11 protein-coding genes and 1 pseudogene are annotated in these 13654 nt (G+C 63.0%); 10 read left to right on the top strand and 2 right to left on the bottom strand.

Translation table 11 applies throughout. From position 1 onward, the window contains the following. Positions 1-37 precede the first annotated feature (37 nt). From AC07UR_RS06835 to AC07UR_RS06800, 8 genes are all read left to right on the top strand, one after another. The gene (locus AC07UR_RS06835; RefSeq protein ID WP_209789411.1) at positions 38-1024 is read left to right on the top strand and encodes a substrate-binding domain-containing protein; all 987 of its coding nucleotides are present in this window, start codon (positions 38-40) and stop codon (positions 1022-1024) included. Between the two features lie 60 nt (positions 1025-1084). Continuing rightward, positions 1085-1858 (top strand): SDR family oxidoreductase, encoded by a 774-nt coding sequence (locus AC07UR_RS06830; protein ID WP_173421561.1) that lies wholly within the window; start codon positions 1085-1087, stop codon positions 1856-1858. 29 nt (positions 1859-1887) lie between these two features. Next, positions 1888-2880, top strand: a complete 993-nt coding sequence (locus tag AC07UR_RS06825) for a dihydroxyacetone kinase subunit DhaK (RefSeq protein ID WP_209789410.1) — start codon at positions 1888-1890, stop codon at positions 2878-2880. 15 nt (positions 2881-2895) lie between these two features. Next, a complete protein-coding gene (gene dhaL / locus AC07UR_RS06820) occupies positions 2896-3537 on the top strand; it encodes a dihydroxyacetone kinase subunit DhaL (protein WP_209789409.1) in 642 nt (213 codons plus the stop codon). A 282-nt stretch (positions 3538-3819) separates the two neighbouring features. Next, entirely contained in the window at positions 3820-5907 is a 2088-nt protein-coding gene (locus tag AC07UR_RS06815) for a bifunctional sugar-binding transcriptional regulator/dihydroxyacetone kinase subunit DhaK (protein ID WP_209789408.1), read from the top strand. Between the two features lie 57 nt (positions 5908-5964). Beyond that, positions 5965-6612 carry a dihydroxyacetone kinase subunit DhaL gene (dhaL, locus tag AC07UR_RS06810; protein ID WP_209789407.1) on the top strand — a complete coding sequence of 216 codons (648 nt, stop codon included), beginning with the start codon at positions 5965-5967 and terminating at the stop codon, positions 6610-6612. 212 nt (positions 6613-6824) lie between these two features. Beyond that, positions 6825-7886: a L,D-transpeptidase family protein gene (locus AC07UR_RS06805; protein WP_234941680.1), complete on the top strand. Its 1062-nt coding sequence runs from the start codon at positions 6825-6827 to the stop codon at positions 7884-7886. A 73-nt stretch (positions 7887-7959) separates the two neighbouring features. Then, on the top strand, positions 7960-8757 hold the full coding sequence (locus tag AC07UR_RS06800; protein ID WP_173421556.1) for a L,D-transpeptidase family protein: 798 nt from the start codon (positions 7960-7962) through the stop codon (positions 8755-8757). Positions 8758-8810: 53 nt separating this feature from the next. Here AC07UR_RS06800 and AC07UR_RS06795 read toward each other — a convergent pair whose 3' ends face one another. Further along, positions 8811-9545 (bottom strand): L,D-transpeptidase, encoded by a 735-nt coding sequence (locus AC07UR_RS06795; protein WP_209789406.1) that lies wholly within the window; start codon positions 9543-9545, stop codon positions 8811-8813. 251 nt (positions 9546-9796) lie between these two features. After that, entirely contained in the window at positions 9797-10351 is a 555-nt protein-coding gene (gene recX / locus AC07UR_RS06790) for a recombination regulator RecX (RefSeq protein ID WP_209789726.1), read from the bottom strand. A gap of 366 nt (positions 10352-10717) precedes the next feature. Here recX and AC07UR_RS06785 point away from each other — a divergent pair, with 366 nt between their 5' ends. Then, the gene (locus tag AC07UR_RS06785; RefSeq protein WP_173421554.1) at positions 10718-12784 is read left to right on the top strand and encodes an ATP-dependent helicase; all 2067 of its coding nucleotides are present in this window, start codon (positions 10718-10720) and stop codon (positions 12782-12784) included. 31 nt (positions 12785-12815) lie between these two features. Then, positions 12816-13298 (top strand): annotated as a pseudogene (gene dinB, locus AC07UR_RS06780) (DNA polymerase IV); the annotation flags it as partial. Positions 13299-13654: the final 356 nt, after the last annotated feature.

Genomic DNA, 13654 nt, shown 5'->3' with positions numbered 1-13654 from the left:
CATGAAGGCGGCGGAAAGCACAGAATGGAGGAGTAGCATGAAGAAACTCGTGATCGCCCTGGCTTCCGCCACGGCCCTCTTCGCGTCATCAGCCGTCGCGCAGGAAAAGCTCAAGATCGGCGCCGCACCCTACGGCCTCAATGCCGAGTTCATGCAGATCTGGTCGGCAGCGCTCGAAGAGCATCCTGCCGTCAAGAGCGGCGAAGTCGAACTGACCGTGTTCGATGGCCGTTATGACGCGCTGGTCCAGCAGGAGCAGTTCAACACGATGATCACGCAGAAGTTCAACGCGATCATCTTCGTGCCGATCGACATCGAGGCCGGCGCCACTGCCGTCCAGGCCGCCCATGATGCCGGCATTCCGGTCGTCGGCTCCAACACCCGCGTCAACTCCGAGCTTCTGACCGCCTATGTCGGCTCCGACGACACCGTGTCGGGCTACATGGAAGCCAAGACCGTTCTCGACAAGATCGGCTGCAAGGGCAACGTGGTGATCATCGAGGGTCCGATTGGCCAGTCGGCGCAGATCTCGCGCCTGGAAGGCAACAAGAAAGCGCTGGCCGAGTGCCCTGACGTCAAGATTCTCGAGCAGCAGACTGCCAACTGGTCGCGTGCCGAAGCCCAGACGCTGATGGAAAACTGGCTGACGGCTCATTCGGGCCAGATCAACGGCGTCATCGGCCAGAACGACGAGATGGCGCTCGGCGCGATCGAAGCGATCAAGTCGGCCGGCCTCAAGGTCGACGACTTCGCCATTGCCGGCATCGACGGCGTGACCGATGCTCTGACGGCCGTCAAGGAAGGCACGATGACCTCGATCCTGCAGGATGCCCGCGCCCAGGCGCAGGGCGCGCTCGACCTCGCGATCTTCCAGGCCAAGAAGGGCGACTACAAGCCGCAGTCCGACATCTGGGCGCAGTATCCTGACATGCCGTTCAACGACGGCAAGGACAAGGAATACAACGTTCCGTGGACCCCGGTCACGACCGAGAACGTCGACAAGCTGCTTGAAGCCCGCAAGTAACGCCATCACAGGCGGGGCGGCTTGCCCGCCCCGCTTTCCAACCGCCGAGGGAAAACCGACATGACCGAGACCACCCCCCAGATCGACCTCAACTTCCCGCTGACCGGCAAGGTTGCCCTCGTCACCGGCGGCGCCTCCGGCATCGGCGCGGCTGTCGCCAGCGCTTTTGCCGCCAAGGGCGCGAAAGTGGCCGTGCTCGACATCAACGAGGATGTCGCCCGCGCCAAGGCCGAGGCTCTCGGCGGGGATGCAAAACCGTTCGTCTGCGACGTTTCGGACGCGGCCTCGGTCAATGCGGCTGTCTCGGGCGTCGTCGCGGCTTTCGGCGGCATCGACATCGCCGTCAACAGCGCCGGCGTCGTGTTCCTCGCGCCTGCCGAAGAGCTGTCGCTCGACTATTGGGACAAGACCATCGCCATCAATCTGAAGGGCAGCTTCCTCGTCACCCAAGCCGTCGGCCGGGCGATGATCGCTGCCGGCAGGGGCGGCAAGATCGTCAACCTCGCCTCGCAGGCCGGCACGGTCGCGATCGAGGACCATGTCGCCTATTGCGCCTCGAAATTTGGCGTCATCGGCATGTCGAAGACCTTTGCGGCCGAATGGGGCAAGCACGGCATCACCGTCAACACCATCTCGCCAACCATCGTTCTGACCGAACTCGGCAAGAAAGCCTGGAGTGGCGAAAAGGGCGAGGCCGCCAAGAAGCGCATCCCGGCCGGCCGGTTCGCCTATCCGGAAGAGATCGCGGCCGCTGCCGTGTTCCTGACGTCGGCCGGAGCCGACATGATCAACGGCGCCGATCTCCTGATCGACGGCGGCTACACCATTCTCTGACGAAGCACGACCCATCTACAGGAGACACCATGCAAAGGTTCATCAACAATCCCGACGAGGTCGTCGAGGACACCGTCAAGGGCTTCGTCAAGGCTCACTCCGACATCGTCCGTCTGGCTGACAATCCGCGCGTCGTTGTCGCCAGGGGCGCGCCGGTCGCGGGCAAGGTCGGTGTCGTCACAGGCGGCGGCTCCGGCCACGAGCCGGCCTTCATCGGCTACACCGGCCGCAACATGCTCGACGCCGTCGCCGTCGGCGAACTGTTTTCGTCGCCGACCGCCAAGAGCTTCCATGATGCCATCCGCGAAGCCAACGGCGGCAAGGGCGTCGTCTGCCTCTATGGCAACTATGCCGGCGACAACATGAACGTGAAGATGGCAATCAAACTTGCGGCCAAGGACGGCATCGACGTCCTGACCGTCGTTGCCAACGACGATGTCTGCTCGGCACCGCCCGAGGAGCGTGAGAAGCGCCGCGGCGTGGCCGGCGAGATCTTCATGTGGAAGATCGGCGGCGCCAAGGCCGCCGAAGGCGCAAGCCTTGAAGACGTGCGTGCCACCGCACAGAAGGCAATCGACAATTGCCGTTCGATCGGCGTCGGCCTCGGCCCTTGCACGCTTCCGGCCGTCGGTCATCCGAATTTCCAGATCGAGCCGGGCACCATGGAAGTCGGCATCGGCCACCACGGCGAACCGGGTGTGCGGGTCGAGGCGCTGAAGACCGCCGACGAAGTCGCGAAAGACATGTGCCAGATCGTGCTCGACGATCACAACCTCGCGTCTGGAACCGAAGTCGCCGTGCTGGTGTCCGGCCTCGGCGCGACGCCGCTCAACGAGCTCTATATCCTGAACGACACTATCGAGAAGGAAATCACCGGCCGCGGTCTCAGCATCTACCGCACCTATATCGGCAACTACTTCACCTCGCTGGAAATGGTCGGCGCGACGCTGACGGTGCTGGCGCTCGACGACGAACTCAAGGCGCTCCTCGACGTCGAGGTTCGCTGCACCACCATCCTTTGACGAAAGAGGCGCATCATGCAGACGTTTAGCAACGCCAATTCCGGCGCGATCGTGCTGTCGCTCGCAGAGCGCATCATCGAGAACCGCGCTTACTTGAGCGAAATCGACGGCAAGATCGGCGACGGCGACCATGGCGTCAACATGGCCAAGGGTTTTGGCATGGCCGCCGACCGGCTGAAGGACAGGGAAACCACCCTGTCGGAGGCGCTCGACACGCTCGGCACCGTGCTGATGACCGAGATCGGTGGCTCCATGGGGCCGCTCTACGGGGTGATGTTCACCGAGTTCGCCGAGAAGCTCGACGGCGTGCCCGCCATCGATGCCGCGACCTACAGCAACATGCTGCATGCCGGCCTCGAGGGCATCCAGTCGATCGGCTCGGCCAAGGTCGGCGACAAGACGCTGATCGACACGCTCGTTCCTGCGGTCGAAGCCTTTGACGGGGCGACCGCGAACGGAAAATCGTTCGACGAGGCGCTCGACGCCCTGGTTGTCGCCGCCGAGGCGGGACGCGATTCGACCCGCGATCTCGTTGCCAAGATCGGACGCGCCAGCCGGCTCGGCGAGCGCTCGCTCGGTGTGCTCGACGCAGGCGCCACCTCCTGCGCGATCATCCTCAAGGAGCTTTCGCTCGGCGCACGCGCACGCATTGCGTAGTTCATGATGAAGGCGACGGCACGCAACTGTGCCTTTGCCGGACAAAGATGCCTCCCAAGGCCGGCGCGATCCCGCTGAACGCAGCGGGATCGCGCACCGCGACCAGAGGAAATTCAGCCGGCGGCGCCGGCCGCAGCCCGCACCAAAATGCGTCGCGGGCCAATTCGACTGTATAAACACGGCACTTCCAATGGCCCTATTAAAGTCGCAGTGCTGCAAGGTTGCAAAAGCACGACGTTGCTTCCATGTTCACCAACCAAAACAGGGAACGAACGCAACCAGATGACATCGAAGACATCCTCACCACGCAAGGGCGGCGCGAACAGGAGCGGCGCGACCGACGCGTCCGATGCCATCCCGCTGCGCTATGGTGACGATCCCTATGTCTGGGCCTGCTGGCTCTACTACGAAGATGGAATGACCCAGGGCGAGATCGCCGATGCCATGGGTGTCTCGCGCGCGACCGTCAACAGCTACCTCGCCGATGCCCGCGAGAAGGGTATCGTCAACATCTCGCTTGAGCCGGCCCGGCTCGCGTCACTGACAATCGCCCAGAAACTGAAGCGCCATTTCGGCCTTGCCGACTGTCTCGTCGTTCCGAGCGACGACAACGCCCGGCCGTTGATCGACCGGCTCGGCGTCGCCGGGGCAATGGCGCTGCAGAAGTTGATGAAATCCGGCGACACCCTGGCTGTCTCCTGGGGACGCACTGTGATGTCGGTCGGTGAGCACGCGGATGTGCAGGCACTGCAGGACGCAACCGTGGTGCAGGCGACCGGTGGCACGACGGCGGCGTTCTCCTACACCCCGGAACTCTGCGCCGCTTCGATCGCCCGCGCGATTGGCGCACGCTGCGTCGGCATCACCGCGCCGGCGATCGTCAAATCGAGGGAATTGCGGCAGATGCTGCTCGACGAGCCGCTGCTGCAGGAGCAATTCGCGACGTTGGCGCAGGCCAACCGCATTCTTTTCGGCATTTCGTCGCTGCGGCCAAACTCCACCATCCACACCAGTGGTTTCTTCGAATCCGTCTCGCTGCAGGATTATCTTGCCGCCGGTGCCGTCGGCGTCGTCGCCGGGCGTTTCATCGACGAACGCGGACGCCCCGTCGCCGGACCGCTCGATGACAGGACGGTCGGCATTTCGCTCGAGATGCTGCGCCGGATCGGCACGCGCATCGCCGTTGCCGGAGGCTTCGACAAGGTGCCGGCCCTGCTGGCGGCGCTTCGCGGCGGCTATGCCAACGTGCTGATCACCGACGCTGCAACCGGCCACGGCATTCTCCGGGCTGATGGCGTCACCGGCCTCGACACCCGGATTTCGCAAAGACCGAAGCTTGTCCAGGCGCCCAGCTCCTACCGCACCCACGTCAAGAAATTCCTCAACAACCCCAATGAGGTGGTCGAGGAAATGCTCGACGGCGTCGTCAGGGCGCACCGCGACTACATCGAACCGATCAATGGTTCGCACCGCGCGCTCGTCGCGAAATCCGGGCCACGCCCGGGCAAGGTCGGCCTCGTCATCGGCGGCGGCACAGGCCATGAACCGTGCTTCCTCGGCTATGTCGGGAAGGGTTTGGCGGACGCGGTCGCTGTCGGCAACATCTTCTCGTCGCCGCCGCCGGATCCGATCGTCCAATGCGCCGTTGCCGCGTCGGGCGGCGAGGGCGTGCTTTTCGTCTACGGCAACTATGCCGGCGACGTGATGAACTTTGAGATGGCGGCCGAGATCGCCGAGGAAAAGGGCATCAAGGTCCGCACCGTCTTGACCACCGACGATATCGCCTCCTCGCCGATCGAGGATCGCGAGGGCCGGCGCGGCGTCGCCGGCAATTTTTTCATCTTCAAGATCGCAGGGGCTGCGTGCGACCGGGGGCTTTCGCTCGACGCCTGCGAGGTCGTCACGCGCAAGGCGAACTTGCGCACCTATACGGTCGGCGTTGCGCTGGAGCCCTGCTCCATGCCGCAGACGCGGCGGCACAATTTCGAGATCGGCCCCGACGACATGGAAATCGGCATGGGCATCCATGGCGAGCCCGGCGTAACGCGCGAGCGCATCAAGCCGGCCGACGACATCACCGATGCGATCATGGACAACATCTTCAAGGAGATGAAGGCAACGGCGGGCGATCGCGTCGCCGTTCTCATCAACTCGTTCGGCGCGACGCCGCTGATGGAGCTCTACATTCTCTACCGGCGCGTGGCGCAGCGCCTCGCCGCCAAGAACATAGAGATTGAAGCGAACTGGATCGGCCATTATTGCACGTCTCTCGACATGGTCGGCGCATCGATCTCGATCCTCCATCTCGACCAGGAACTGACCGATCTGCTGCATCACCCTTGCGAAACGGCTTTCCTGCGTATCAATTAGCATTCCGTCAGGGATCCATGATCAAGCATGGGTATCGGGCGTTCTGGGAGGACAATGATGTCGGAAAATGCGGCGCGCCGCTTGGTCAGCATGTTTCAGGCGATTTCCGATGCCGTGGAAGCCGAGAAGGATCATCTGTCGGAGCTTGACGGTGCCATCGGCGATGCCGATCACGGCACCACCATGTCGCTCGGCTTCCTGGCGGTGAAGGCCGAACTGGCAAAGCTCGACCTTGATCAGGCGCAGATCTCCGACGTCATGGCGACGGCGGCAGGCGCATTCCTCAATGCCGTCGGCGCCTCGACCGGCCCGCTCTATGCCACGGCCTTTCGCCGTGCAGCGCAGGTCGTTGCCGGCAAGACGGAACTCGACCTTGCCACCTGCGCGGCCATCATCGAGGCCATGGGCTCGGGAATGCGCGAGCGCGGCAAGGGGCAGCGCGGAGACAAGACGATGCTCGACGCCTGGCTGCCGGCAGCCGATGCCGCCGCGGCAGCGCTTGCCGAAAACAAGGGTGCCGACGGTTTCTGGCGCGATATCGTCGCCTCGGCGGAGGCTGGAGCCAACGCAACGCGCTCGATGATTGCCACCAAGGGACGCGCGGCAAGGGTGCGCGAGCGCTCGCTTGGCCATGTGGACCCCGGCGCCGCATCGTCCGTGGTGATCCTTCGCGCCATGGCGTCTTCGCTCAACCGGGCGGCCTAGCGAACGGGCGGCGACAAGGGCCGGACGAGTCACGCGCACGTGATGCCGCTGTTTGGACAAAATTTACCATCACATGCCAAGGCTGGTGTGCACCGGAGATGCAGGCGCGTTCAAGTTTTGTTGAACCGCCGCGTCACGAAAGCCAGCGGCAAGCGCTTGCAGCTAAAGCCGCTAGAGGTCTTATGGTCCGGTCGCCATTTCAAGGAGCCCGCATGCGGCGCATAACGAGACATCTTCTTTCCCTGTCATCAGCAAATGCCGGTGAATTGCTGGGCAAGACGAAGCAGGCCCGGCGCGCCGCCCTTGCCGTGTCGGTCGCCACCGCCCTTTCCGGCTGCATGTCGGCCTTCGACGACGTGCGTGCGCCGCCGCCGATCCCGGCAAAGCTGATCGCCGCCATGGCCAAGAATGGCTCCAAGCCGGAAAGCCCGGTGCTCGTTCGCATCTTCAAGCAGGAAAGCGAACTGGAGATCTGGAAACAGAACAAGTCGGGCCAGTATGCGCTCTTGAAGACCTACCCGATGTGCCGTTGGTCCGGAAAGCTTGGGCCGAAGACCAAGTCGGGCGACCGCCAGGCGCCGGAAGGCTTCTACCATGTGTCGGCACGCATGCTGAACCCGAAGTCGCAATATTACCTGTCGTTCAATCTCGGCTATCCGAACCGGCTTGAGTCGGCGCTCGGTTATACCGGCGAGGCGCTTATGGTGCATGGCGCCTGCTCGTCATCCGGCTGCTACGCGCTGACGGACCAGGGGGTTGGCGAAATCTATCCCGTGGTTCAGCGTGCGCTCGCCGGTGGCCAAGGGCAATTTCAGGTGCAAGCCTACCCGTTCCGCATGACGGCAACGAACATGGCCAAGCACAGCAGCGACCCGAACTTCGATTTCTGGAAGAACATCAAGCAGGGCTACGATATCTTCGAGGCGACGAAGCGCCAGCCGAAGGTTTCGGTCTGTGGGGGCCGTTATGTCTTCAATACCGAGTTTGCCGATGGCGAGCCGACCGATCCGCTTGCCGCCTGCCCTGCAGCCACCACAGCTCCCGACGCCGGGCTAATGGCAAGGCTGCAGACGGAAGACGCAAAGATTGCCGGCCTGGTCGCCAATCAGACGCCCGCACCTGTCAATGCCTATGTCGACGGCGGCATGCACCCGAGTTTCCGGGCACTGCTCGAGAAAAACGGTGCTGAAAAGCTGGCCGCAAAGATATCGGCAACTAAATACCCCATTAGCCGACCGGATGCGGCACTGGCAGATCCCTATGCCGGCCTGTGATCGGCGTCGGGAGATGAGCGACAGCAATGCGTCATTCCCGGTGATCATCGAACACAGGTAACTGAGGACCCCCATGCCCCAACGTGACGTCGGTCGCCGATCCTTCCTCAAGCTTTCCGCCGGGATAGCGGCGCTCGGACTGGCGGGTTGCGGGTCGACGCGCGAGCGGGTTTCGCAGCAATATGCCCCGGCACCGGAACCGGTGCCGGCCGCCAATACCTTTGTTGCCGAGATGTATGGCGAGCGGCCGGGAGAAACTTACCCGCTGCCGGCGATCCCCTACGAGAAGATCGACCCGCGGTATTACAGGCAGATGGTTCCCGACCCGACCGGTGAGCGGCCAGGCACACTGGTCGTCGATGTCGGCAACCATTTCCTCTACCGTGTCTACGAGAACGGCCAGGCGATGCGCTACGGCGTCGGCTTGGGCCGCGCCGGCTTCGCCTGGGCCGGGCGTGGCGTCATCCAGTACAAGCGGCCATGGCCGCGCTGGAAGCCGCCGAACGAGATGGTCGCCCGCCAGCCGGAGCTGCAGCAGTACAGCATCGAGGCAGGCGGCATGGAGCCGGGGCTGAAGAACCCGCTCGGTGCCCGCGCCATGTACATCTTCCAGAATGGCGAGGACACGCTCTACCGCATCCACGGCTCGCCGGAATGGTGGACCATCGGCCAGTCGGTATCGTCGGGCTGCGTGCGCATGATCAACCAGGACGTCGTCGATCTCTATGATCGCGTCCCGAACGGCACGCCGATCGTGGTGACAGACCTGTCGGGCGGCGGCATGGCGGCGCAACAGGCGGAGCCGTTGCCGCAGGATAATCTCCTGCCCGGAGAAGGCGGCATTCCCGGTGCACCGCCGCCGATCTATTAAGACGGACCAGTCCACGTGGGAGCAACGGATGCCCCCACGAACGAAACCCGGCCTTAGATAACGAGCAGCGGTGTCTTGCCGCGGACGCGGTTGTAAAGATCGATCGCATCCTGCTGCAGCATCCGCACACAGCCGGCAGACGCATTCTTGCCGATCGAGCGCCACTGCGGCGAACCGTGGATGCGATAGAGCGTGTCCTGGCCATCCTGGAAGATGTACATCGCCCGCGCGCCGAGCGGATTGCTGAGGCCCGGATCCATGCCGCCGGCCTCGATACCGTATTTCTTCAGGTGCGGCTGGCGCGCGACCATGTCGTCCGGCACCGTCCAGCGCGGCCACTTGCGCTTCCAGTGCACGACGGCCCTGCCCTTCCAGGCGCGACCCTGGGCGCCGAGACCGACGCCGTAACGGATCGCCTTGCCGCCGGGCAGCACCCAGTAGAGGTACATCTTCTGGGTATCGACGACGATTGAATAGGCCGGCTCGTTGGTCGCATAGGCAACTTCCTGCCGCAGGAATTCGGGCTTGATCGCACCGAACTCGACTGCCGGAACATCATAGCCCTCGTCCTTAACCGGGCCGTAGATCTTGGCGTAGTCGAGCTTCGGCGCCGGTTCGTCCTTGCGCTCAGGCTCGATCGGATCGATCTCGCGAGGGGTAATGACGTCCTTGTTGGCCTTGTCGGCGGCTTTTGCCTCGAGACCGGGCTTCGGGACCTGGGTACAGGCGCTCAAAATGGAGCTTGCGGCCACTGCAAGCAGCGATCGGCGGGACAATTGAAATGACACTGTTTTATTCCGGGGTTGGGGACATGCGCGGAGAGAGGTCTGCTTTTGGTCCCATTCGTGACCGAAATGTGGTCAAATCCGATCTCACTGGTGGATGATCACCGCCAGGGGTTCGCGGTCGTCCGACTGTTGCAAAATTCACTCGGTCGGGCGCGCGCGAGGAGCTGATGCGGCCCATGCCGGAGCAACATCCAAAGTCAGCCAGGGGCGAAACAACCCGACAGAGCAGATGAATTCGACGGGCCTTGCCTCTATCGGACGGCATCCTTCCGCAGCGCGCTTTCCGCCTCGCCGAGGCTCATGTCGAATACTTTTCTGCCGATCTCGAAGCCGAAGCCGTTGCGGGCAAATGCGGACAGTTCCTTGGCTTTGCGCTTGTCGTCGAGCTCACCGCGACGAAAAGGACCGAAGCCGCGCTTGCGGGCAAAGACGACGGCCGCGTAGAGATCATCGGTCGCCTCGAGCGCGAGGGCTGCGATTTCCCGGTCTATGCCTTTTACTTGGAGTTTCTGGGCAATCGCCCGTTTCGATTTTCCGCTGCGCACCGCCGATTGGGTGCTGACCTGCGCGTAATCGGTATCGTTCAGGGCGTTCAGATCATAGGCGAACTTGACCGCGAAGTCGGCAACAGCCTTCAGCTGCTCCTGGCTGATATCCTCGAACTTCTGTCGCGCCTTCCGGGTGATGGCGTCGAACAATTGCTTCTCGGTCATCATCTGGCGCTCGAGGCGATAGACCGCCGAGTTGCGCGCCCACGACAGCATGCGCGCGGTGGGCGTGTCAGAAGGCGGCGTATCGGAGGACAAATTGTCGGCTTGCAGATCGTTTGGTGTCACGGTGCGGGCGGGCTCGTTTGCAATGCGCTCGTTGGCTGAAGTCTGGCGCGAAGGCATAACCTGCTAGCACGCGGCTTCGATAGCCGCCAGCAATGGGACAGATTGTCGTGCCGCCGGATCGAGAATTTGCGGACGGAAACCGCGGCGCATCTTTGCCATTGCCAACGGGGGCCTTTGCAATATGTCCCACGGCTGATATGTTCCTTATTCGTTCCCCGTCAAGAATCGCTCATTTCGTGGGCGGGGATGCCTCGGCATTGCCCGGAGCGCCGGGCAATTTGCGCCGACGCCTGGCGCATGGGGTAGAATCGGCAGAGACTTACCGGGGACTTCGGCGTGGCGGCGGCCTATCTGGAAAAATTGAACGACCGACAGCGCGATGCCGTCGAATTTGGCGTGACCGCTCCGGGCGAAACGATCGCCGGGCCACTTCTGATCATCGCGGGCGCCGGGTCGGGCAAGACCAATACGCTCGCCCATCGCGTCGCCCACCTCATCGTCAATGGCGCCGATCCGCGCCGTATCCTGTTGATGACGTTTTCGCGCCGCGCGGCATCCGAAATGGCCCGACGGGTCGAACGCATCTGCGCCCAGGTGCTTGGCGCGAACGCGTCGGTGGCCACCGATGCGCTCACCTGGGCGGGAACGTTCCACGGCATCGGCGCGCGCCTCTTGCGCATCTATGCCGAACAGATCGGGCTCAATGTCGATTTTACCATCCACGATCGGGAAGACAGCGCCGACCTGATGAACCTCGTGCGGCATGAGTTGGGCCTCTCCAAGACCGAGACACGCTTTCCGACCAAGGGTACGTGCCTGTCGATCTATTCGCGGGCGGTCAATTCGGAGACGTCGCTGGGCGAAGTGTTGCGCGCGCACTACCCCTGGGTCTCTGGCTGGGAGGAGCAGTTGAAGCAGCTGTTTGTCCGTTATGTCGAGGCGAAGCAGGCGCAGAACGTGCTCGATTACGACGACCTGCTGCTCTACTGGGCGCAGACCGTGAGTGTGCCGGAACTCGCTGAGGACATTGGCAACCGTTTCGACCACGTGCTGGTCGACGAGTATCAGGATACCAACCGCCTGCAATCCTCCGTGCTGATGGCCTTGAAGCCCGGCGGTCGAGGCCTGACAGTTGTCGGCGACGATGCGCAGTCGATCTATTCGTTCCGGGCGGCGACCGTGCGCAACATCCTGGATTTCCCGGGAACGTTCACCCCGCCGGCCGACGTCATCACGCTTGACAGAAACTACCGCTCTACCCAAACGATCCTCGCCGCCGCCAATGGTGTCATCGATCTCGCCCGCGAGCGCTTCACCAAGAACCTCTGGACCGAGCGCCAGTCACCAGAACGACCGAAACTGCTGGCGGTCGCCGATGAGGCCGACCAGGCGCGCTATATCGTCGAGAAGGTGCTGGAAAACCGCGAGGTCGGCATGACGCTGAAACAGCAGGCAGTGCTGTTTCGCACATCGAGCCACAGCGGGCCACTCGAGGTGGAACTGACCAGACGCAACATCCCCTTCGTGAAATTCGGCGGGCTGAAGTTCCTCGACAGCGCCCATGTCAAGGACATGCTCGCCGTGCTGAGGTTCGCCCAGAACCCCAGAGATAGGGTCGCAGGCTTTCGCCTTTTGCACATGATGCCGGGTGTCGGCCCGCAGACCGCCGGAAAGATCCTCGACGCCATTGCCGCCGATCCGGAACCGCTGGCGGCACTTGCGGAAATCCCCGCGCCGCCGCGCTCCGGCGACAGCTGGAGCGCTTTCGTGACCCTGATCGAGAGCTTGCGCAAACAGGCCGGCGGCTGGCCGGGCGAAATTGCCCAGGCGCGCGAATGGTACGAGCCGCATCTCGACCGCATCCACGAGGATGCGGACACACGAAAAGCCGACCTCCTGCAATTGGAGCAGATTGCCGGAGGATATCCCAGCCGCGAACGATTCCTCACCGAGCTGACACTCGATCCGCCGGATGCGACCAGCGACCAGGCGGGAGTGCCGCTGCTTGACGAGGACTACCTGATCCTGTCGACCATCCATTCGGCCAAGGGGCAGGAATGGCGCTCCGTCTTCATGCTCAATGTCGTCGACGGCTGCATCCCCTCCGATCTTAGCGTCGGCACAACGCATGAGCTCGAGGAGGAACGCCGGCTGCTCTATGTCGGCATGACGCGGGCGAAGGACAGCCTGACACTGATCACGCCGCAGCGGTTCTTCACGAGCGGCCAGCACGCGCAAGGCGATCGTCACGTCTACGCCGCGCGCACGCGCTTCATTCCGGCAACCCTCCTGCAGTTCTTCGAGACGGCTTCCTGGCCACTGGTCAGCGCCTCCGCGTCCGAGCGCAGCGCCCGTCAGATCCGCATCGATGTCGGCGCGCGCATGCGGACCATGTGGAAGTAAGGAGCGGCACGTGGCCGAGCCTATCGAAAGCATGAACGAAAGGCAGCCGGCGGCGAATGCGTCAGTAGCCGAGCGGCAGCGCAAGATCATCCACATCGACATGGATGCCTTCTATGCATCGGTCGAGCAGCGCGACAATCCGGAATTGCGGGGCAAGCCGGTCGCCGTCGGCGGCGCCGCTGCGCGTGGCGTCGTTGCCGCCGCCAGTTACGAAGCGCGCAAGTTTGGCGTCCACTCCGCCATGCCGTCCGTCACGGCGAAACGAAAATGTCCCGACCTCATCTTCGTCAAGCCACGCTTCGACGTCTATCGCGGCGTATCGCAGCAGATCCGCGAGATTTTCGCCGAATATACGCCTGTCATTGAGCCGCTCTCACTCGACGAAGCCTATCTCGACGTGACCGACAATCTGAAGGGCATGGAGATCGCCACCGAGATTGCCGAGGAAATCCGCGCAAAAATCAAGGCGACAACGAAGCTGACGGCGTCAGCCGGCGTCAGCTACAACAAGTTCTAAAGCACATGTCGGTTGACCATGTAAACCGAGACCGTTAAACTCTTGCAGTTAAACACTTTTTTCTTGATTGACACAGATCGGCGCCGATTATTGCTCGTGGAGCGCGATCTCAGCCCTCGTGCAGGCGATCAGCGCTTGGCCTGCCCGGCGCTGGCCGGGGTTGCAGAGGGTAGGCCAAGTGCGGGTGGTGGGTATCTTCGGCTTTAGCTTTGACAGCGGCTATCGACTCGATGGCTCAGAGCTGCGCGTCACGGCCACGAGTTGCCGATACCCTGAGCAGCGCCCAGACTCATCTCTGTGGTCGGCGACGGCGTCGATGAAGGCGAAATATCGGTAGTGTATATATGAATTCA

It is taken from the genome of Ensifer sp. GW821-FHT05G01 (assembly GCF_059419585.1).
The sequence above is the reverse complement of the archived record's forward strand: the minus strand, read 5'-3'. Positions and strand labels throughout refer to the sequence as shown.